The sequence below is a fragment of the Escherichia sp. MOD1-EC6098 genome, from assembly GCF_002965865.1.
In the GTDB taxonomy this organism is placed as follows: domain Bacteria; phylum Pseudomonadota; class Gammaproteobacteria; order Enterobacterales; family Enterobacteriaceae; genus Escherichia; species Escherichia marmotae.
In genome coordinates this window covers 1-22,469 of the sequence record NZ_PTSN01000002.1, presented here as the reverse complement: position 1 = coordinate 22,469, position 22,469 = coordinate 1, and the positions used below count along the sequence as shown (strand labels likewise).

Sequence of the window (22,469 nt, the reverse complement as noted above, 5' to 3'; positions counted from 1 at the left end):
GGAGGGAAGAAGCCGCGATTATTTGCGTTGGCAGACACCTGTAGGCCGGATAAGGCGTTCACGCCGCATCCGGCAAGTTACAACAAATAACCTTTAACCATGCTTTTTGATGTTTTTCAGCAATATCCTGCTGCGATGCCTGTCCTGGCAACCGTCGGAGGATTAATCATCGGCAGTTTTTTGAATGTGGTGATCTGGCGTTACCCCATCATGCTTCGCCAACAAATGGCGGAGTTTCACGGTGAAACGCCGAGCACGCAGCTAAAAATAAGCCTGGCGCTGCCACGCTCGCATTGTCCGCATTGTCAGCAGACCATCCGCGTTCGTGACAACATTCCGCTGCTCTCCTGGCTGATGCTCAAAGGGCGCTGCCGCGACTGTCAGGCGAAAATCAGCAAGCGTTATCCGCTGGTGGAGTTATTGACGGCACTCGCTTTTTTGTTGGCAAGTCTGGTCTGGCCGGAAAGTGGATGGGGGCTGGCGGTGATGATATTATCCGCCTGGCTGATTGCCGCGAGTATCATCGACCTCGATAATCAATGGCTGCCCGATGTCTTTACTCAGGGAGTATTGTGGACGGGGCTGATTGCGGCATGGGCACAGCAGAGTCCGCTAACGTTACAAGACGCAGTCACCGGCGTACTGGTGGGGTTTGTCACTTTTTACTCCCTTCGCTGGCTGGCCGGAATAATTCTGCGTAAAGAAGCATTAGGCATGGGCGATGTATTACTCTTCGCCGCTTTAGGTGGCTGGGTGGGGGCATTGTCGCTACCCCATGTTGCTTTAATTGCATCATGCTGCGGGCTGATATATGCCGTTATTACAAAAAAAGGATCAACGACGCTGCCTTTTGGACCGTGTTTAAGTCTGGGCGGTATAGCAACACTTTATCTACAGGCATTGTTTTAATGATAACCACGTCATTATCGAAGTGACATTTTTACTCTCATTAATAACCTTAGAGATTATTTACTATGTCGATAAAACAAATGCCAGGGAGGGTATTAATATCGCTATTGTTAAGCGTTACAGGATTATTAAGTGGCTGCGCAAGTCATAATGAAAACGCCAGTTTACTGGCGAAAAAACAGGCGCAAAATATCAGCCAAAACCTGCCGATTAAATCTGCGGGATATACCTTAGTGCTGGCGCAAAGTAGCGGCACGACGGTAAAAATGACCATTATCAGCGAAGCGGGTGCTCAAACCACGCAAACGCCGGACGCGTTTTTAACCAGCTATCAACGACAAATGTGCGCTGACCCAACGGTGAAATTAATGATCACTGAGGGGATTAATTACAGCATAACGATTAATGATACACGCACAGGCAACCAGTATCAGCGGAAACTGGATCGTACCACCTGTGGAATAGTCAAAGCATAACGTCGGGTATATATAAATTGGCGCGGGTTGTTTTTCGTGACGCACGAATTTATCTCAATCAATGGCTGACTAAAATTCGTTACACTCTTAGCCAGGGACAATCTCTTAATACAGACAAAGAGCATCTGCGCAAAATTGCACGCGGGATGTTCTGGCTGATGTTGCTTATTATTTCTGCAAAAATGGCGCATTCACTCTGGCGCTATATCTCCTTTTCTGCGGAATATACGGCGATTTCCCCATCGGTGAATAAATCGACCCGTGCGGATGTAAAAACGTTCGATAAAAAAGACGTGCAATTAATCAGCCAGCAAAACTGGTTTGGCAAATATCAGCCCGTTGCTGCACTGGTAAAACAACCCGAACCGGCTCCGGTGGCAGAAACACGTCTTAACGTGGTACTGCGCGGGATCGCCTTTGGTGCCAGACCCGGCGCGGTTATTGAAGAAGGCGGCAAACAGCAGGTCTATTTGCTGGGCGAACGGCTTGACTCTCACAACGCGGTGATCGAAGAGATTTATCGCGATCATGTGGTGCTGCGTTATCAGGGAAAAATGGAGCGCCTGAGTCTGGCAGAAGAGGAGCGTTCCACCGTTGCCGTGACCAATGAAAAAACCGTCAGTGACGAAGCAAAGCAAACAGCCGCTGAACCTGCCGCCAGCACGCCAGTTGAGATCCCGGCTGCCGTGCGCCAGGCACTGGCGAAAGACCCGCAGAAAATTTTTAACTATATCCAGCTTACGCCTGTGCGTAAGGAGGGGATTGTCGGTTATGCAGTGAAACCGGGGGCAGATCGTTCTCTGTTCGATGCCAGCGGTTTCAAGGAAGGCGATATCGCCATTGCGTTAAATCAGCAGGATTTCACTGATCCACGAGCAATGATTGCTCTGATGCGGCAGTTACCTTCAATGGATTCCATTCAACTCACGGTTTTACGCAAGGGTGCGCGCTACGACATTTCCATCGCGCTGCGCTAACCGCATTTAATCCAGGAGAATCATTCATCGTGTTTTGGCGTGATATTACGTTGTCGATCTGGCGTAAGAAGACAACTGGCCTCAAAACAAAAAAGCGTTTACTGCCGCTGATGCTGGCAGCGGCATTATGCAGTTCACCAGTTTGGGCGGAAGAAGCCACTTTTACCGCCAATTTTAAAGATACCGACCTGAAATCGTTTATCGAAACCGTCGGCGCTAACCTCAATAAAACCATCATTATGGGGCCGGGCGTTCAGGGGAAAGTGAGTATTCGTACTATGACCCCGCTCAATGAACGCCAGTATTACCAGCTATTCCTTAACCTACTGGAAGCACAGGGGTATGCCGTCGTACCGATGGAAAACGACGTGCTGAAGGTGGTGAAATCCAGCGCCGCAAAAGTCGAGCCGTTGCCGCTGGTCGGTGAAGGTAACGATAACTACGCGGGCGATGAAATGGTCACTAAAGTGGTGCCGGTACGTAATGTGTCTGTACGCGAACTGGCACCGATTCTGCGCCAGATGATCGACAGTGCGGGTTCTGGCAACGTCGTTAATTACGATCCCTCCAACGTGATTATGCTTACCGGACGCGCCTCGGTTGTGGAACGGCTGACGGAAGTGATTCAGCGCGTGGATCATGCGGGAAACCGCACCGAAGAGGTGATCCCGCTGGATAACGCCTCGGCCTCGGAAATTGCCCGCGTGCTGGAAAGCTTGACCAAAAACAGCGGCGAGAACCAACCAGCAACGCTGAAATCACAGATTGTTGCTGATGAACGCACCAACAGCGTCATTGTCAGCGGCGATCCCGCTACGCGAGACAAAATGCGCCGTCTGATCCGTCGCCTGGATTCAGAAATGGAGCGCAGCGGCAACAGCCAGGTGTTCTATCTCAAATACAGCAAAGCGGAAGATCTGGTCGATGTTCTGAAACAGGTCAGCGGCACGCTCACCGCCGCTAAAGAAGAGGCGGAAGGCACGGTCAGTAGCGGACGTGAGGTTGTTTCTATTGCCGCCAGCAAACACAGTAATGCCCTGATTGTGACCGCGCCGCAGGACATCATGCAGTCGCTGCAAAGCGTGATTGAACAACTGGATATCCGCCGTGCTCAGGTGCATGTCGAGGCGTTGATCGTGGAGGTTGCCGAAGGCAGCAATATCAACTTCGGCGTGCAGTGGGCGTCGAAAGATGCCGGATTAATTCAGTTTGCCAACGGCACGCAGATCCCTATCGGTACGCTGGGGGCGGCGATTTCTCAGGCGAAGCCGCAGAAAGGCTCCACGGTGATCAGCGAAAACGGTGCCACCACCATTAACCCGGACACCAACGGCGATCTCTCCACGCTTGCCCAGCTACTTTCCGGCTTTAGCGGTACGGCGGTTGGCGTGGTGAAAGGCGACTGGATGGCGCTGGTGCAGGCGGTCAAAAACGACTCCAGCTCTAACGTCCTTTCTACGCCGAGCATCACCACGCTGGACAACCAGGAAGCCTTCTTCATGGTGGGTCAGGACGTTCCGGTATTAACCGGTTCTACCGTTGGCTCCAATAACAGCAATCCTTTCAACACGGTAGAAAGGAAAAAAGTCGGCATCATGCTGAAAGTCACGCCGCAGATTAACGAAGGTAACGCGGTACAGATGGTGATTGAGCAGGAAGTGTCGAAGGTGGAAGGACAGACCAGCCTCGATGTGGTGTTTGGCGAGCGCAAACTGAAGACTACCGTGCTGGCTAACGATGGTGAGCTGATTGTGCTTGGCGGTCTGATGGACGACCAGGCGGGAGAAAGCGTGGCGAAAGTGCCGTTGCTGGGCGATATCCCGTTGATTGGCAACCTGTTTAAGTCCACGGCAGATAAAAAAGAAAAACGTAATCTGATGGTGTTTATCCGCCCGACCATTCTGCGTGACGGTATGGCGGCAGACGGCGTTTCGCAGCGCAAATATAACTATATGCGCGCCGAGCAGATCTATCGCGATGAGCAAGGCTTAAGCCTGATGCCGAACACTGCGCAGCCGGTACTACCAGCGCAAAACCAGGCCTTACCGCCGGAAGTTCGCGCGTTCCTCAATGCCGGGAGAACGCGTTAATGGTGCCTGTAGCACAGGAAACCTCCGCTAACACCGTGCGTCTGCCCTACAGTTTCAGCCGTCGGTTTAGCCTGGTGGCATGGTGCGAAGCGTCGCTGGAGATCCTCCATGTTCATCCGTTGTCGCTCTCTGTTTTGCAGGAGCTGCAACGGGGGCTGAACGCGCCCTTTACGCTGCGGCAAATCGACGAGGCCGAATTTGAACAGCGGCTGAATGCGGTCTGGCAGCGGGACTCTTCCGAAGCTCGCCAGTTGATGGAAGATCTCGGTTCCGCCGAGGACTTCTTTACCCTCGCAGAAGAGCTGCCGGAAACGGAAGATCTGCTGGAAAGTGACGACGATGCGCCGATCATCAAGCTGATCAACGCCATGCTGGCAGAGGCAATTAAAGAAGGCGCTTCGGATATCCACATTGAGACGTTTGAAAAGAGTCTGGTGATCCGTTTTCGTGTAGACGGAACGCTACATGAAATGCTGCGTCCCGGGCGCAAACTGGCCTCGCTGCTGGTGTCGCGTATCAAGGTGATGGCGCGGCTGGACATTGCCGAAAAGCGCGTGCCGCAGGATGGACGTATTGCGCTGCTGCTGGGCGGCCGGGCGATTGACGTGCGCGTCTCCACCATGCCTTCTGCCTGGGGCGAGCGCGTGGTGCTGCGACTGCTGGACAAAAACCAGGCCCGCCTGACGCTGGAGCGTCTGGGGCTGAGTCATGAACTGACCGCGCAGTTGCGCCAGCTACTGCACAAACCGCACGGCATCTTTCTGGTGACGGGGCCGACGGGTTCTGGCAAAAGCACCACGCTGTACGCCGGATTGCAGGAGCTGAACAACCACTCGCGCAACATTCTCACGGTTGAAGACCCCATCGAATACATGATTGAAGGGATCGGTCAGACGCAGGTCAACACCCGTGTCGGCATGACCTTCGCCCGTGGCCTGCGTGCGATTTTGCGTCAGGACCCGGATGTGGTGATGGTCGGTGAGATCCGCGATACCGAAACCGCAGAAATCGCCGTTCAGGCATCGCTTACGGGGCACCTGGTTCTTTCCACGTTGCATACCAACACGGCGGTGGGGGCAATCACGCGTTTGCAGGATATGGGCGTAGAGCCTTTCCTGCTCTCTTCCAGTCTGACGGGCGTGATGGCGCAGCGACTGGTTCGCACGCTGTGCCCCGACTGCCGCCAGCCCGCACCTGCTACCGACGAAGAAAAACGCCTGTTGGGGATTACCGATGCGCGAACCGTCACTCTGTACCATCCGCAGGGCTGCCCCGCCTGTAATCACAAAGGTTTTCGTGGGCGTACCGCCATCCATGAGCTGATCGTGGTGGACGCCACATTGCGTGATTTGATCCACCGTCAGGCCGGGGAACTGGAGCTGGAACGTTATGTCCGGCAACACTCTGCGGGTATCCGCAGCAACGGCATTGAGAAAGTACTCGCCGGAGAAACCTCTCTCGATGAAGTGCTGCGGGTAACGATGGAGGCGTAATGGCACTGTTTTACTATCAGGCGCTACAGCGTAATGGTCGCAAAACCAAAGGCATGATTGAGGCGGATTCCGCGCGTCATGCCCGCCAGTTGTTACGCGGTAAAGAGCTCATTCCCGTGCACATTGAAGCCCGGCTGAATGCTTCGTCAGGGGGAATGTTGCAGCGTCGGCGGCACGCACATCGTCGTGTGGCGGCGGCAGATCTGGCGCTGTTCACCCGCCAACTGGCAACGTTGGTTCAGGCAGCAATGCCGCTGGAAACCTGCTTACAGGCGGTCAGTGAGCAAAGCGAAAAACTGCATGTGAAAAGTCTGGGAATGGCGCTGCGCAGCCGGATTCAGGAGGGGTACACCCTGTCGGACAGCCTGCGCGAACACCCCCGCGTCTTTGATTCCCTGTTTTGTTCGATGGTGGCTGCCGGAGAAAAATCCGGGCATCTCGATGTGGTGCTCAATCGCCTGGCGGATTACACCGAACAGCGCCAGCGCCTGAAATCACGACTGCTGCAGGCCATGCTCTACCCGCTGGTGCTGTTGGTGGTGGCAACGGGTGTGGTCACTATTTTGCTGACGGCGGTGGTGCCGAAAATTATCGAACAGTTCGATCACCTCGGACACGCGCTGCCCGCCTCCACCCGCACCCTTATCGCCATGAGCGACGCCTTACAAGCCAGCGGCGTTTACTGGCTGGCGGGATTGCTGGGGCTTCTGGTGCTGGGGCAACGACTACTCAAAAAGCCGACTATGCGGCTGCGCTGGGATAAAACTTTGCTGCGCTTGCCCGTGACGGGGCGGGTTGCTCGCGGGCTGAATACGGCGCGTTTTTCCCGCACTTTAAGCATCCTCACCGCCAGCAGTGTTCCGCTGCTGGAAGGCATTCAGACCGCTGCCGCCGTGTCGGCAAATCGCTATGTCGAGCAGCAACTGCTACTGGCGGCAGATCGCGTCCGCGAAGGAAGCAGTCTGCGCGCCGCGCTGGCGGATCTGCGCCTGTTCCCGCCGATGATGTTGTACATGATCGCCTCTGGTGAACAGAGCGGCGAGCTGGAAACCATGCTTGAACAGGCCGCGGTCAACCAGGAACGGGAGTTTGATACCCAGGTGGGGCTGGCGTTAGGGCTGTTTGAACCGGCGCTGGTGGTGATGATGGCGGGCGTGGTGCTGTTTATCGTCATCGCCATCCTCGAACCGATGCTGCAACTGAACAATATGGTTGGAATGTAATTTACGGAGTTATCACATGAATTCGTTATCCCGCACGCAAAAACCACGGGCAGGTTTTACCCTACTGGAAGTGATGGTGGTGATTGTTATTCTTGGCGTCCTGGCAAGTCTGGTGGTGCCTAACCTGCTGGGCAACAAAGAGAAAGCGGACAGGCAAAAAGCCATCAGCGATATCGTGGCGCTGGAAAACGCGCTGGACATGTACCGGCTGGATAACGGGCGTTATCCAACCACCGAGCAGGGGCTTGAGGCGCTGATCCAGCAACCGGCCAATATGGCAGATTCCCGCAACTACCGTACCGGTGGGTACATTAAACGGCTACCAAAAGATCCGTGGGGCAATGATTATCAGTATCTCAGCCCGGGTGAAAAAGGGATGTTTGATGTTTACACCTTAGGGGCGGATGGTCAGGAAAACGGAGAAGGGGCTGCCGCAGATATCGGTAACTGGAATTTACAGGAGTTTCAGTAATCAGTGCCTGGACGCGGATTCACTCTTCTGGAAATCATGCTGGTGATTTTCCTGATCGGCCTTGCCAGTGCAGGCGTGGTACAGACTTTTGCGACCGATTCTGAATCGCCTGCGAAAAAAGCGGCGCAGGATTTTCTGACTCGCTTTGCGCAGTTTAAGGACAAGGCAGTGATCGAAGGGCAAACACTCGGTGTGCTAATCGACCCGCCCGGCTACCAGTTTATGCAGCGTCGCCAGGGGCAGTGGTTGCCCGTTTCCGCGCCCCGGTTATCGGCACAGGTTACGGTGCCGAAACAGGTGCAGATGCTGTTACAACCCGGAAGTGATATCTGGCAGAAGGAGTATGCGCTGGAGCTGCAACGTCGTCGCCTGACGCTGCATGATATTGAACTGGAACTGCAAAAAGAGGCGAAAAAGAAGACACCGCAAATCCGCTTCTCGCCTTTTGAACCTGCCACACCGTTTACGCTGCGCTTTTATTCTGCGGCGCAAAACGAATGCCAGGCGGTGAAACTGGCGCACGATGGCGCGTTATCTCTCAGTCAATGTGATGAGAGGATGCCATGAAGCGCGGATTTACGTTGCTGGAAGTGATGATCGCACTGGCGATTTTTGCGCTGGCTGCCACGGCGGTATTACAGATCGCCAGCGGCGCGCTAAACAATCAGCAGGTTCTTGAGGAGAAAACGGTAGCTGGCTGGGTGGCCGAAAACCAGACCGCACTGCTCTACCTGATGACCCGCGAACAGCGGGCGGTCAGACATCAGGGCGAGAGCGATATGGCAGGAAACCGCTGGTACTGGCGAACGATCCCACTGAATACAGGCAACGCGTTGCTCCAGGCGGTGGATATTGAAGTCAGCCTTCACGAAGACTTTTCGCCGGTGGTTCAGTCACGGCGCGCCTGGTTTAGCGCCGTGGGAGGCCAACAGTGAAAAGGATTCGCCCTGGTTTTACGTTACTGGAAATGCTGGTGGCAATTGCCATTTTTGCCTCACTGGCATTGATGGCGCAGCAGGTGACAAACGGTGTCACGCGCGTGAATAGCGCCGTCGCGGAGCACGATCAAAAACTCAACCTCATGCAGCAAACGATGAGTTTTCTGACCCATGATCTGACCCAAATGATGCCGCGTCTGGTAAGAGGCGAGCAGGGCCAGAGGGAACCGGCGTTACTGGCGGGCGCAGGCGTGCTGGCGTCTGAGAGTGAAGGGATGCGCTTTGTGCGTGGCGGCGTGGTTAATCCGTTGATGCGCCTGCCGCGCAGTAATCTGCTCACTGTCGGTTACCGCATTCATGACGGTTACCTTGAACGGTTAGCCTGGCCGCTGACCGATGCAGCGGGCAGCGTGAAGCCAACAACGCAAAAATTAATTCCGGCAGATTCGCTCCGTTTGCAGTTCTACGACGGCACGCGCTGGCAGGCGAGTTGGTCGTCAGGGCAGGCGCTCCCTGTGGCGGTGCGCATGACTCTGCATTCGCCGCAATGGGGCGAGATTGAACGCATCTGGTTGTTACGTGGGCCGCAATTATCATGATCACCTCACCACCAAAACGCGGAATGGCACTGGTCGTGGTGCTGGTATTGCTGGCGGTCATAATGCTGGTAACCATCACACTTTCCGGGCGGATGCAGCAACAACTTGGGCGAACGCGCAGCCAGCAGGAGTACCAGCAGGCACTGTGGTACAGCGCCAGTGCAGAAAGCCTGGCGCTGAGCGCGCTCAGCCTGAGCCTGAAAAATGAACAACGCGTGTATCTGGCACAGCCGTGGGCTTCCGGCCCCCGTTTTTTCCCACTGCCGCAGGGGCAAATTGCCGTCACCCTGCGTGACGCACAGGCCTGCTTTAATCTGAATGCTCTCGCACAGTCGACGACGGCGACGCGTCCGCTTGCGGTGCAACAGTTGATTGCCTTGATCACGCGTCTCGATGTGCCTGCTTATCGGGCTGAGCTGATAGCCGAAAGTCTGTGGGAGTTTATTGACGAAGATCGCAGCGTGCAAACGCGGCTGGGTCGTGAAGACAGTGAGTATCTCGCCCGCTCGGTGCCGTTCTACGCCGCGAATCAACCGCTGGCGGATATCAGCGAAATGCGTGTGGTGCAGGGAATGGACGCCGGACTTTATCAAAAACTCAAACCGCTGGTCTGTGCGCTACCGATGACCCACCAACAAATCAACATCAACACCTTAGAGGTCGCGCAAAGCGTGATTCTTGAGGCGCTGTTCGACCCGTGGTTAAGCCCTGTTCAGGCGCGAGCATTATTACAACAACGTCCGGCGAAGGGCTGGGAAGATGTCGATCAGTTTCTTGCACAGCCGCTACTCGCTGACGTCGATGAGCGTACAAAAAAACAGCTAAAAACCGTCCTGAGCGTGGACAGCAACTACTTCTGGCTGCGTTCAGATATCACCGTGAATGAGATTGAACTGACGATGAATTCGTTAATTGTCCGCATGGGGCCACAACACTTTTCGGTTCTCTGGCATCAGACAGGAGAAAGTGAGTGAGTTCCATGCTTGAGATTTTTTTCCCGCTTTGCGCCTCTGACCCCATTCGTTGGCAGCGCTGTACCGTCGATGCGGAGCACGGCATCTGGCCTGACATTGCCGACGAACAGCTTCAGCAATGGCTGCAAACTGATACGATTCGGCTCTACATTCCCGGCGAATGGATCAGCATCTGGCAGGTTGAACTGCCTGATGTTCCCCGTAAGCAGATACCGACTATTCTGCCCGCCTTACTGGAAGAAGAGCTGAACCAGGATATTGATGAACTGCATTTCGCCCCGTTGAAAATCGACCAGCAACTGGCAACCGTAGCAGTGATTCACCAACAGCATATGCGCAACATTGCGCAGTGGTTGCAGGCAAACGGCATCACCCGCGCTACCGTCGCGCCGGACTGGATGTCCATTCCTTGTGGCTCTATGGCTGGCGATGCGCAACGGGTTATCTGCCGCATCGATGAATGTCGGGGATGGAGTGCCGGGTGGGCGCTGGCTCCGGTCATGTTCCGCGCACAGCTCAATGAGCAGGAATCACCGCTTTCGTTAACCGTGGTCGGCATTGCACCGGAAGAGCTATCTGCATGGGCTGGCGCAGACGCCGGACGCCTGACGATCACGTCTCTGCCCGCTATTACCACCTGCGGTGAACCAGAAGGGAACCTGCTGACAGGGCAGTGGCAACCTCGCGTCAGCTACCGAAAACAGTGGGCACGCTGGCGGGTGATGGTTCTGCCTGTATTGCTGATTCTGGTTGCGCTGGCAGTGGAACGGGGCGTGACATTATGGAGCGTCAGCGAACAGGTGGCGCAAAGCCGCGCCCAGGCAGAGAAACAGTTCTTAACGTTGTTCCCGGAGCAGAAGCGGATTGTGAATTTGCGCTCTCAGGTGACGATGGCGATGAAAAAATATCGCCCACAGACTGACGATACCAGGCTACTTGCCGAGTTGTCAGCGATCGCCAGCACCCTGAAATCGGCATCACTTTCCGACATTGAGATGCGTGGTTTCACCTTTGATCAAAAACGCCAGACGCTCCACCTTCAGTTGCGGGCAGCGAGCTTTGCCAGTTTCGACAAACTGCGTAGCGCACTGGCGGCAGATTATGTTGTGCAACAGGACGCGTTACAGAAAGAGGGTGATGCGGTTTCCGGCGGCGTAACGTTGCGGAGGAAATAACATGTTACGCGATAAATTGATTCACTATTTTCAGCAATGGCGTGAGCGCCAGTTAAGCCGTGGCGAACACTGGCTGGCACAACACCTGGCGGGGCGTTCGCCGCGCGAAAAGGGCATGTTACTGGCCGCGGCGGCGTTCCTGTTTAGCGCCGGATATTACGTCCTCATCTGGCAGCCGTTGAGCGAACGGATAGAGCAACAGGAGACGATGTTGCAGCAACTGGAGGTGATGAACACCCGACTGAAACGCGCCGCACCGGATATTATCGCAGCGCGAAAATCCGCCACGACAACGCCTGCACAGGTATCGCGGGTTATCAGTGACAGCGCTTCCGCGCATTCTGTGGTCATCAAGCGGATAGCCGAGCGTGGGGAGAATATTCAGGTCTGGATAGATCCGGTGGTGTTTAATGACCTGCTGAACTGGTTAAACGCGCTGGATGAAAAGTATGCGCTGCGGGTGACACAAATTGATGTCAGTGCAGGTGAGAAGCCAGGAATGGTGAATGTGCAGCGACTGGAGTTTGGGCGGGGGTAGGTGTTGCCATCCTTGTCATAGTCATCCCCTTAACTCCACCTGATAACCCTTAGCCCAATGGTGAGTGCGGAACTGTCAAACTCGCTCACCGGGCTGAGTATTGATGTCGTAAGAATGAGTCCTCCTTCCATACCATCATGGAGTGTTCAGCAATACTGCAGAAATTCGTTTCTCACTATTTAACCCCCGTTAATCAATACTTTTCCTGACTGCAAATACGCTTAAGAGTGGTGATATATTACCAGTGTTAATAGATTTCATAAATCATTGAGTGGTAATTGATAGAGCAAAACATATAGGATAATTATTAACTGATCTGTATTTTGTGTAGCCTGGAAATTGATAAAATTCCTGGAGACAATCAGGAAGTAAATTTTAAATAAAAAAACAATTTCCACAGAAATTATTAATCAATTTTAAACATTATCCCGTTTGATATATCAATCTGAGGATAGTGCTGGTCATAATACAGGTCAAAATGCACGCAGCAAATAATCATGTTGTATATTTTAATTGATAGAAATAGTTTCTGTAGGTATTATTTCGCGTGAGCTAAATAAAACTATTTCAGTGTGATCTTAATCACAAATATTACTGTATCAGGTATATAGGAGATATAAACAAGCAGTGAATGAGTGAATTTTAAATAGGGAAATAGTTTCGCAGAAAACAATTTAAGGGTAATAAATCGCGTGCGTTCTGAGATAAGGCAGATTGCAGGTGTTGTTGCACACCAAATTCTTATGAGGATTTATAATCAAGTAGTTAATATTGGTAATAAATAATAATTTCCCGCGAAATTAACAAATCGTTATGAAGATATGTGTTCCGGTGTAAACCAGGATGCATGAAGCTTTGTGTCTTTTTTTAGCCATAAAGAGTAGTCACAAAGAGGTAGAAATAACGATGGGGCATTTTCATGGGAATTAACTCTACATTCTGAAATGGCTTGTTTTCCTGACATTCCAGGAAGACCGAATACATTCATGCCTGAAGAATAGGATAGAGAAAAGAGACAGAAATAAACCAATTTATCCCTGCCGAAATAATTTCCGGCGAAATTGGTCGCGGGTGCTACAAAGTGCCTGATTGGTCTGAATAAAATTTATCCAGTTACAAACAAGTATTACCTCCAGTGTATTGGTAGCTGTTAAGCCAGGGGCGGTAGCGTACCTGAAGAGATTAGGATCACATCATCAAATGGCAAGAAGTGGATTTGAAGTCCAGAAAGTCACCGTAGAGGCATTATTTCTACGAGAAATACGAACACGCTTTGGTAAGTTCCGTCTGGGATATTTGTGGGCGATTCTCGAACCCTCTGCGCATTTGCTGATACTGTTGGGCATTTTTGGTTACATTATGCACCGCACGATGCCAGACATCTCATTCCCGGTGTTTTTACTTAATGGCCTGATTCCCTTTTTTATCTTTAGCAGTATCAGCAATCGTTCTGTAGGTGCTATTGAAGCGAATCAGGGGCTGTTTAATTATCGACCAGTAAAACCCATCGATACGATCATTGCGCGTGCATTGCTTGAGACACTGATTTATGTTGCTGTTTATATATTGCTTATGCTTATCGTCTGGATGGCAGGCGAATATTTCGAAATAACAAACTTTTTACAACTTGTGCTCACCTGGAGTTTGTTAATCATTCTTTCATGTGGCGTCGGCTTAATATTCATGGTCGTTGGTAAAACCTTTCCCGAAATGCAAAAGGTTCTACCGATACTTCTTAAGCCCCTTTATTTCATCTCCTGCATCATGTTCCCTCTGCACTCAATTCCTAAGCAATATTGGTCTTATCTACTCTGGAACCCATTAGTACATGTGGTGGAGCTAAGCCGCGAGGCTGTTATGCCTGGCTATATCAGCGAAGGCGTAAGTCTGAACTACCTGGCAATGTTCACATTGATAACTCTGTTCATTGGTCTGGCTTTATACCGAACTCGTGAGGAGGCAATGCTGACATCATGATTAAGATTGAGAATTTGACAAAGTCATATCGTACCCCAACGGGGCGACACTATGTGTTTAAGGATTTAAACCTCGAAATCCCTTCAGGAAAAAGCGTTGCCTTTATTGGTCGCAACGGTGCGGGTAAATCAACGTTGCTAAGAATGATTGGTGGTATTGACCGCCCCGACAGTGGAAAGATCATCACCAATAAAACAATATCATGGCCAGTCGGCCTCGCCGGTGGATTTCAGGGAAGTTTAACTGGACGCGAGAACGTAAAATTTGTTGCGCGGTTATACGCGAAGCAAGAAGAACTGAAAGAGAAAATAGAGTTTGTCGAAGAATTTGCTGAACTCGGTAAGTACTTCGATATGCCGATCAAAACTTATTCATCGGGTATGCGGTCGCGTTTAGGCTTTGGTTTAAGCATGGCATTTAAGTTTGATTATTATATCGTCGATGAAGTAACCGCAGTCGGTGATGCCAGGTTTAAAGAAAAATGCGCTCAATTGTTTAAAGAAAGGCATAAAGAGTCTAGTTTTTTAATGGTTTCACATAGTTTGAATTCATTGAAAGAGTTTTGTGATGTGGCCATTGTGTTTAAAGACAATAATGCGGTTGGTTTTTATGAGGATGTTCAGGAGGGGATAGAGGAGTATAAAAATTTAAAATGTTGTATATTGGTCGATTCTGAGTTATATGACTAAAAACATATATCTATGCAAATAAAAGGCAACAACATAAACAATAATTTTATTTTTATGATGCATCATAGTGAAAATAAAAACAAACTCTATTGATGGTATATTATGGTGCTATATAAAAATAATTATAAAATGCTATCATCCAGGAAGTGTTAATTATATCTAAATATATTCAATGCTATGTAATTTAAAAACTTATACGTATATCATCTATAGTTAACAAAAAGGTAATTTGATGAACAGAATAGTTGTTGTTGGCCACCCAAATTCTAAATTTGAGGAAGTTGAGGATATTCTTAGACAAAGAGGAATGGCTTATCCAAAATCCTCAAGGCGGGAAAATCTAACGCCAAGTGATATTACTACAACTATTTGTAATGCTTATCAAGTTCATCCATTAGAAGATATTGAAAACGAGAGTGAACTTCATCCATTACAGATTTCTCCTGTATGGAATAGCCTTGTTTTGGATTTAATGCTTAACAATATAGATCAATTATTTTGGGGGGGGTCAGATCCAAATTTAATATATTTACTAAATTATTGGTTGGATCTTGATGATAAGTTAATGTTTGTATTGGTTTATGATAAGCCTCAGTCAGTATTAATAGACAGAAAAAACGGAACATATGTAGACGAAAGAAATATTGAAAGAAAGATAAATAATTGGATCGCATATAATAGTACATTATTAAGATTCTTTCTGCGAAATAAAAAAAGATGCATATTGGTTAGTTCTGAACAAATAAAACGGAATGCTGAGGATTGTATACAACAAATTCAAGATCTTCTTGAGTTGCCATCTTTATCTTCAACATTAATAGAAAAGAATACAGATATTATAAATTCCTCTCAAACTAATGAATTATCATATCAGCTTCCAGTAATACATCAAGATATAATTAATATTTCTGGTATTGACTCAAGAGTTGTCAGGACTGCATTTTCAAATGAAATTACAGAGAATTACTTGCTAAAACATTTACTAGAATACTACCCTGCAAGTCAACAGCTTTATGCTGAATTACAATCTGTAGCTAATCTCCCGTCTCAATCATTTATACAAGAGATTCATCCAACTAAGGCTTTTGAAAATTTTATGCAACAACAGGATGTGAGTTATAAACTAATAACCGCACTCCATAAAGCATACAAAAAAATTAATAACGATACTCAACTTATACTATCTGAAAAAAATAAAGAACAATCGTTAGTATTGTCACAATTATATGAAGCCCAAGAAGATTTAGAGAGTTTTTATTTACACAAGAAAAATTTAGAAAAAGAGCTTAAAATTAAGGAGTACCATCTTGAAGATAAGGAAAGATTAGTTAAAGAAAAAGAAAAAGAAAAAGAACGTAATTGTTTAGAAATTAAACTAGGTGAGCTTGAAAAAGAATTCAAAACCACATTAAAAACATTGCAGGAACGTGAATCTCAAATAAAATTATCGCAACGATCAATACATGAGCTTCAAAGCAAGTTATCATCACTGAACGCGACTGAACAAAAAGCTAAAGAGCTGCGTTCTGGCATTTCACGATTAGAAGAAGAGAATAAATCATTAATATCCCAACTACATCGCGCCCAGGATGAGCTGGAGAAATATTATTACGATAACCAAAAGCTCAAGCAACAATTACCAGTACCACTGTATGGAGCAGCCCAGCGAATAAAAAATGAACTAGGGTATAAGCTAGGTGCAGTTATGATAAAACATTCGCACTCACTATTTGGTTGGTTAGGAATGCCTTGGGCTCTTTGCTCTGAAGCTAAAAAATACCGAAATCAAAAGAAAGATATTGTGCATAATAATGAACCGCCTATTTATGCATATAATGACGCCTTTGAAGCAGAACGAGTAAAAAAACATCTTTCTTATAGATTAGGACAGACATTACTTAAAAATATTAAGTCTCCATTAGGTTGGATTAAACTCCCATTTGCACTAGCACAAAATGTGCGACAGTTTCGATTAGAACGAGGTGAGTAATATACGATGAAATCAATATCTATGATTTCCCAACCGGAGGAAACATGGCTGGATTGTTTAAGTTCGATATATCCACCGACAGGCGTCATGGTCGTTGGTGCTGGAAATGGAAGCAGTATTTGGGTCCAATGGCTTTACAAAAAATGTGTGAACCATGTCATTTTGGTTGAAGGGAATCAGAAGCAGTTTCAGTTGTTAAAACATAATATTCCTTTAAATAAAGAATGGGTTTTCTTGAATAAGATTGTAATATTCGGGAGTGAGCCACATATTTTTCATTATGTAGATAACTCACGAGAAAGCGGGTTGTTATCTCCAGAGCAATTACATTCACTATGGCCAAATATAAAGTGTATAGATGAAGAGGTAATACATAATGGTATCACACTTAATAGCCTACAAAAAAGTGAAAACTTACCCTTGAATTGGCTATTTATTGATTGCCTACCCGCACCAGAAATTCTTGAGCATGCGGGGGATATGTTACATCGAATAGAGGTTGTAGTAAGTAGGGTAGTCATACAAGATGACCCATTTTCTGCTAGCCTAAAAAATTTAGACAAAGTCTTGAATGAAGTAGGCATGCGGCGGGTCCATTTATTTCAAGAACGTCATCCTTCTATAGGCTATGCTATTTATACTAGAAATTTAGCATTAAAAATAATTGAAGCAGAAAGTCTAAAGGCGGAAATTAAACAACAGCAGCGGAAAATAAATATATTACAGTCTAGTTTAGAACAGCAATCCGCTGAGTATAAGTTAAAAATTAATAATATTGAAAAAAATCACAAGTTAGAACTTGATAAAATCCTAGACAAAAAAAATCATATTGAGAATGAATTATTAGAACTAAAAAACAAATCGGAGCTGTCTGTTATTAATTTGAATGAGTTCCATGCTGTTAATGAAAACATTTTATCTAAATACGAAATGCATACAGATAATGTATGCGCGATGATGCAAAAGATAGAGAAGCAGCAAAAAGAAATATACATTCAAATTAATAAAAATTTACCTGTTTTAATAAAAAAAGAATTAGATGCAAAACTTAATAAATCTGTTCGTCATGTAGAATCCTTCATATCCATTCAACAATACTTGACTCATGGTGACTGTATAACAGGATTTCATGGTTGGCCAATAAGCCCGGACATGGGAGTATTTCTCTTAGAAAAAATACGTGAGCGAAATTATGATGCAATCATTGAGTTTGGAAGTGGAGTTTCAACTTTATTGATAGCTAAAGGTCTTATGGCATTTAATCTTTTCAAAGATAATGAAGATAAATGTTTCATTAGTTTCGATCATGATGAGTATTATTTTGCTAATACGCAAAATATGCTTGCTTATCATGGTGTCGAATCAATGGTTGATCTACATTTAGCCCCGCTAAAAGAATGGTCCGATAGTACAGGGCGCTATAAATATTACTCTTGTGAAGATGTATTAATTGAGTTAGCAAAGCGTTTACGGGATGGCCCTAAGAGATTATTAGTCCTTGTCGATGGGCCACCTGGTAATACATGTGCTAATGCGCGTTATCCTGCACTTCCATTTATGTCTCACTTTATATCAAATCATGAAATTGATTGGGTCTTGGATGATGCTTATCGCGATGAAGAAAAGTTAACAGCTGAGTTATGGGCAAAATATTGGTCAGCGGAAAATATACAGTTCACTCATGATTTTATAAAAAATGAAAAAGGAATGTTTTTTGCAACCACCTATGGCAAAAATTTCATTTCGTAATGGTATTGAGTGTTATTCAAAATTATAAAGGAGAATATAAGAAGTGAGTTTAAAGTTAGGAAATGCTTACTTTAGAGATGGGCAATACAAACTTGCCATTCAAGAGTATAAAAAAATAACAAAAGATAGCCCATTGTACCCATACGCTCTTTTAAATATTGAAAGAATTGAAAGTTTAGGATTCAATTGTAAAGAACAAGAATCTGAAATTAATGGTGCACCCCTGTTATCAATAATAATGCCAGTATTTAATGTTGGGCCTTATCTTGATGCTAGTATACTATCAGTTCTATCACAAACCTTAGTTGATTTTGAGTTAATTATTATCAATGATGCTTCAACAGATGATGGAAAACGTATCATTGAAATGTATGAAAATATTGATTCAAGAATAAAGTTTATTGATCTACGTTTCAACACGCTTGGTGGTGCGGGTATACCTAGTAACATTGGTATCAATGTAGCTAAAGGTAAATATATCGGTTTTGTTGATAGTGATGATTGGGTGTCGAAAGATGCTTTCGAAAAATTAGTTACTACGGCAGAAAAATTTAATGCTGAATTGGTCATTGGAGATTTTAATACATTTGATCAGGAAACCAGACTTGTTAGTCCAGCTTATGATAAGGAAAGATGGAAAGGCATACCTGTCGAAACTATAATATCTGGAGTAACCACACCACAACTATTCAGGTTATCCCCAGTCCCTTGGAGAAAATTATATCTTACGAAATTTATTAAGAGTAATGGAATAGAGTACCCTGAAGGAGATTATTTTTATGAGGATAATCCTTTGCATTGGTTTGTATTATCTAGTGCAGAACGAGTTGTAATGGTTGATCATATCATTAGTTACCATCGTATGGCCCGCGAAGGGCAAACAATGAGTTCAGCTCTATATAAGTTAGCAGCCCTTGCGTCACATCTTAATACAATTTCCAAATTTCTCTTAAAAAAACCAGTAAAGCATCAAGTTTTGTTCGATGAATTTTATGATTTCTGTTATAGAACTGATTGGATTACTACTCGTCAATCAGATTTAGTAACAAAAAATATAATAAGATCTCGCTTGTCTGATATCTATCAAAAAACACATAAAATACTACCACCGAAAAATATTAGGGATAATTTTAATAAGAGGTTTGTTGAATATGCTAATTCTTACCCTGATTTAGACTTGACAATTGTCATACCTGTATATAACTGTGAAGACTTAATTGCTGAAAGCATTGAATCAGTTCTTAAAATATCAGATATAAAATTCAATATTATAATTATTGATGATGGTTCAAATGATAGCACACAAACAATTTGCCAGGATTATGCGAAAAAATATACTAACGTAGTTTACTATCAGCAAGGTAATAAGGGCGCAGGACGAGCAAGAAACTCAGTAATTCCGCTATGTACAGGGAAATATACTTATTTTCTTGATGCGGATGATATTATTAATGCTAAATCATTAGAGCATGCGGTCAAGAAAGCAACTTTAGAAGATGCCGACTTATTGCTTATGAAGTATAAAATTGAATATTATGATGAGAAAAAAACAAGAGGTATGTTTAATGCAGATGAAAGATTATGGAAGTCATTTGAAAAAGAAAATCATAAAATAAGAAATTATGCTTCTTCTCTGATTAACTATCCATGGAATCGTATTATAAAAACAGATTTACTGCATGATGAAAATATTTTCTTTGGTCCTACTGTTGTGCATAATGATATCCCATATCATTGGCATAGCATAGTTGCTGCACAGAAAATATCTTACATCAACGATGAGGTTTGTATACATCGTAAGTTTGCAACAAGAAGCCAAATCACAAATATATCTGACAGTCGAAGACTTATGGTATTTGAAGCACTTCGTTATACTCAAGAACGGATTATGCACTATCAGGCTTTCTCAGAAATAAAACAGCAATGGATCAATTTCAGTGTGGAGCTTATTGATTGGGCAAAAGAGCGAATTCCTTCAGATATGCATGAAAGATTTAATGAATATAAAGAAGAGTTTATAAACTCTTTACCAAATTAAATATTCAAAATTAATATATTTTAATAATCATCAGTTGGAGATAAAATGTACGATTATCTTATTGTTGGGGCTGGATTATTTGGATGTACATTTGCTCGCCTGGCTACGGACGCTGGGAAAAAATGTCTTATTATTGAAAAACGCAAGCATATAGCAGGGAATTGCTATACGGAAAAAAAACATGGCATTCACCAACATATATATGGCCCCCATATCTTTCATTGCAATGATGATGATATATGGAATTTTGTGAATCGCTTTGCAAAATTTAATAGCTTTATAAATCGACCTATTGCTATAAATAATGGTAAAGCTTATTCTCTTCCATTTAGCATGTACACATTTAATGCTATGTGGGGAGTTCTGACACCAGAGGAGGCGATTGCAAAGATTGAATCACAAAAGCTTAAGTTAGAACGTGAACCATTAAATCTGGAAGAGCAGGCTCTTTCGCTAGTTGGCACTGATATATACAATACATTAATTCGCGATTACACTAAAAAACAGTGGCAGAAAGACCCTAAAGAATTACCCGCATCTATTATTACTCGCCTACCCGTGAGAATGACTTGGGATAATAACTATTTCTTTGATAAGTTCCAGGGCATACCCATAGGAGGATATACCTTAATGTTCGAAAACATGTTGAAGGGAATAGAGATTAGAGTAAATACTGATTATTTTGCTAATAAAGAATGTTTTGATAGGCTAGCGAAGAAAATTGTTTTTACTGGTAAAATTGATGAGTTCTATGACTATAAATTTGGGGAGTTAGAGTATAGGGCATTGAGATTTGAAAATGAACTATTGCCAATGAAAAATTATCAAGGCAATGCGGTCATTAACTACACATCAGCAGATATTCCATGGACCAGAATTATTGAACATAAATACTTTGATGAGGCGAGTGCTGAGGAGAATGTAACAATTATAACAAAAGAAATACCTGATGCGTGGGCTAGAGAAAAAATACCGTATTACCCTGTTGGTGATGAAGGTAACAGGCATATTTTCGAAAAATATAACAATCTTGCAAAAAATGATGAAAGAATTGTTTTTGGTGGTAGACTTGCTGAATATAGATACTATGATATGCATCAAGTGATTAGGTCGGCATTTACAAAGTTCGGAATTGAATTTAAAAATAATATTTGAAATGTATATGGTATATTTTTGTGCATTTATTTTGACAGGTGTTAAATGATTTTTTCAAAAGCGAAATTAATCATGATATGTATATATTGATATCATGTTAGAATGTGTTTTAATATTTTGTAATAAGTCTTTTTTAGTAATTGTTATTTAATAAATTTTGCAGTGAAAACAATTTCACATACACAAATAAAATTGAATCGTTATTTTAAGATTGAATGTTTATTCTCAAAGCAGAGATATGTAATATGACAATTGAAAATGATAAGTTTGTTTACAAATTAATTTTAGCTAATGGCAGTGAAATTGTAAACCCTACTATTGATGGACTTTCTGTAGAATTTAAAGGTAGCTATGGAGGTATAGTTGAAATCCATGAAGGGGCTATATTTTATAACACAAAAATAATATGTGGTAGTATGGCTCATATCTGTATAAAAAAAAACACATAACAAGGGGATTAAAAACACAAAAATAGAAACTGCATGCTCTTGCAGACACAAAAAATTATTTATCGATGAAGGGTGTTCTATAGAAAGTGCACGTTTTGCAATCGTAAACGATGATAACTTATCGGTATACATAGGTAAGGATTGTATGTTAAGTTCTGAAATAGTATTTAGATCTTGTGATGGACATACTATATATAGCATAGACAATAATAAAGTATTGAATGCTTCAAAACCGATAATCTTAGGAGATCATGTATGGGTTGGCGCAAAAGCAACCTTTCTCAAAGGAACTGTTATTCCTAATAATAGTATAATTGGTACTGGTTCCATAGTTTCAAAAGAATTTACTGAACAGTTTACAGCTATAGCCGGTATACCAGCAGAAGTAGTAAAAACTGGGGTAAATTGGGATCGAGACACTATTCCTGCCTTCTTGAGGAAAAGAACATAGTTGTAATAGTATTTTATTATTAATATCTTTGCTCAGATATTTATGGGTATTCGCTATTCTAAATGATTAGAGTATAACTTAAATATTGTTTTTTCTCGGTTAGATTA

General features: G+C 45.0%; 21 protein-coding genes. All 21 read left to right on the top strand.

Annotation, left to right across the window (positions count from 1 at the left end):
• The first annotated feature begins 99 nt into the window (after positions 1 to 99).
• The 21 genes from pppA to C0K55_RS26455 all read left to right on the top strand — a co-directional run bounded on the left by pppA (position 100) and on the right by C0K55_RS26455 (position 22,362).
• A complete protein-coding gene (gene pppA / locus C0K55_RS02800) occupies positions 100 to 909 on the top strand; it encodes a prepilin peptidase PppA (RefSeq protein ID WP_105266836.1) in 810 nt (269 codons plus the stop codon).
• 65 nt (positions 910 to 974) lie between these two features.
• The gene (gene gspS2, locus C0K55_RS02795) at positions 975 to 1,385 is read left to right on the top strand and encodes a type II secretion system pilot lipoprotein GspS-beta (protein WP_001309757.1); all 411 of its coding nucleotides are present in this window, start codon (positions 975 to 977) and stop codon (positions 1,383 to 1,385) included.
• A 17-nt stretch (positions 1,386 to 1,402) separates the two neighbouring features.
• Positions 1,403 to 2,362, top strand: a complete 960-nt coding sequence (gspC, locus tag C0K55_RS02790) for a type II secretion system protein GspC (protein ID WP_000135106.1) — start codon at positions 1,403 to 1,405, stop codon at positions 2,360 to 2,362.
• A 29-nt stretch (positions 2,363 to 2,391) separates the two neighbouring features.
• Positions 2,392 to 4,452: a type II secretion system secretin GspD gene (gspD, locus tag C0K55_RS02785; RefSeq protein WP_105266837.1), complete on the top strand. Its 2,061-nt coding sequence runs from the start codon at positions 2,392 to 2,394 to the stop codon at positions 4,450 to 4,452.
• A complete protein-coding gene (gene gspE / locus C0K55_RS02780; RefSeq protein WP_000249315.1) occupies positions 4,452 to 5,945 on the top strand; it encodes a type II secretion system ATPase GspE in 1,494 nt (497 codons plus the stop codon). Before gspD ends, gspE begins: the two co-directional genes overlap by 1 nt.
• Complete coding sequence (gene gspF / locus C0K55_RS02775; protein WP_016249202.1) at positions 5,945 to 7,168, top strand: type II secretion system inner membrane protein GspF; 1,224 nt, start codon at positions 5,945 to 5,947, stop codon at positions 7,166 to 7,168. Before gspE ends, gspF begins: the two co-directional genes overlap by 1 nt.
• Positions 7,169 to 7,184: 16 nt before the next feature.
• Positions 7,185 to 7,640 (top strand): type II secretion system major pseudopilin GspG, encoded by a 456-nt coding sequence (gene gspG / locus C0K55_RS02770; protein WP_001517083.1) that lies wholly within the window; start codon positions 7,185 to 7,187, stop codon positions 7,638 to 7,640.
• Positions 7,641 to 7,643: 3 nt separating this feature from the next.
• Complete coding sequence (gene gspH, locus C0K55_RS02765; protein WP_001517082.1) at positions 7,644 to 8,207, top strand: type II secretion system minor pseudopilin GspH; 564 nt, start codon at positions 7,644 to 7,646, stop codon at positions 8,205 to 8,207.
• The gene (gene gspI, locus C0K55_RS02760) at positions 8,204 to 8,575 is read left to right on the top strand and encodes a type II secretion system minor pseudopilin GspI (RefSeq protein WP_105266838.1); all 372 of its coding nucleotides are present in this window, start codon (positions 8,204 to 8,206) and stop codon (positions 8,573 to 8,575) included. The genes gspH and gspI overlap by 4 nt, the downstream gene beginning before the upstream one ends.
• Positions 8,572 to 9,177, top strand: a complete 606-nt coding sequence (gene gspJ / locus C0K55_RS02755; RefSeq protein ID WP_061091037.1) for a type II secretion system minor pseudopilin GspJ — start codon at positions 8,572 to 8,574, stop codon at positions 9,175 to 9,177. The genes gspI and gspJ overlap by 4 nt, the downstream gene beginning before the upstream one ends.
• A complete protein-coding gene (gene gspK, locus C0K55_RS02750) occupies positions 9,174 to 10,151 on the top strand; it encodes a type II secretion system minor pseudopilin GspK (RefSeq protein WP_000633185.1) in 978 nt (325 codons plus the stop codon). Before gspJ ends, gspK begins: the two co-directional genes overlap by 4 nt.
• Positions 10,148 to 11,326, top strand: a complete 1,179-nt coding sequence (gene gspL / locus C0K55_RS02745) for a type II secretion system protein GspL (protein ID WP_016249199.1) — start codon at positions 10,148 to 10,150, stop codon at positions 11,324 to 11,326. The genes gspK and gspL overlap by 4 nt, the downstream gene beginning before the upstream one ends.
• Position 11,327: 1 nt before the next feature.
• On the top strand, positions 11,328 to 11,864 hold the full coding sequence (gene yghD / locus C0K55_RS02740; RefSeq protein WP_061091036.1) for a GspM family type II secretion system protein YghD: 537 nt from the start codon (positions 11,328 to 11,330) through the stop codon (positions 11,862 to 11,864).
• 1,200 nt (positions 11,865 to 13,064) lie between these two features.
• Positions 13,065 to 13,841 carry an ABC transporter permease gene (locus C0K55_RS02735; RefSeq protein ID WP_001564072.1) on the top strand — a complete coding sequence of 259 codons (777 nt, stop codon included), beginning with the start codon at positions 13,065 to 13,067 and terminating at the stop codon, positions 13,839 to 13,841.
• Positions 13,838 to 14,530: an ABC transporter ATP-binding protein gene (locus tag C0K55_RS02730; RefSeq protein WP_061091035.1), complete on the top strand. Its 693-nt coding sequence runs from the start codon at positions 13,838 to 13,840 to the stop codon at positions 14,528 to 14,530. Before C0K55_RS02735 ends, C0K55_RS02730 begins: the two co-directional genes overlap by 4 nt.
• Before the next feature lie 232 nt (positions 14,531 to 14,762).
• The gene (locus tag C0K55_RS02725; RefSeq protein ID WP_105283412.1) at positions 14,763 to 16,520 is read left to right on the top strand and encodes a hypothetical protein; all 1,758 of its coding nucleotides are present in this window, start codon (positions 14,763 to 14,765) and stop codon (positions 16,518 to 16,520) included.
• Between the two features lie 6 nt (positions 16,521 to 16,526).
• Positions 16,527 to 18,269 (top strand): hypothetical protein, encoded by a 1,743-nt coding sequence (locus C0K55_RS02720; RefSeq protein WP_105268904.1) that lies wholly within the window; start codon positions 16,527 to 16,529, stop codon positions 18,267 to 18,269.
• Positions 18,270 to 18,312: 43 nt separating this feature from the next.
• The gene (locus C0K55_RS02715; protein ID WP_061091032.1) at positions 18,313 to 20,307 is read left to right on the top strand and encodes a glycosyltransferase; all 1,995 of its coding nucleotides are present in this window, start codon (positions 18,313 to 18,315) and stop codon (positions 20,305 to 20,307) included.
• Positions 20,308 to 20,352: 45 nt separating this feature from the next.
• Entirely contained in the window at positions 20,353 to 21,462 is a 1,110-nt protein-coding gene (glf, locus tag C0K55_RS02710) for a UDP-galactopyranose mutase (protein WP_105267081.1), read from the top strand.
• A gap of 245 nt (positions 21,463 to 21,707) precedes the next feature.
• Positions 21,708 to 21,911, top strand: coding sequence for a hypothetical protein (locus C0K55_RS26460; protein WP_236942601.1), 204 nt, complete (start codon positions 21,708 to 21,710; stop codon positions 21,909 to 21,911).
• A 145-nt stretch (positions 21,912 to 22,056) separates the two neighbouring features.
• Complete coding sequence (locus C0K55_RS26455) at positions 22,057 to 22,362, top strand: acyltransferase (protein WP_230076325.1); 306 nt, start codon at positions 22,057 to 22,059, stop codon at positions 22,360 to 22,362.
• Positions 22,363 to 22,469: the final 107 nt, after the last annotated feature.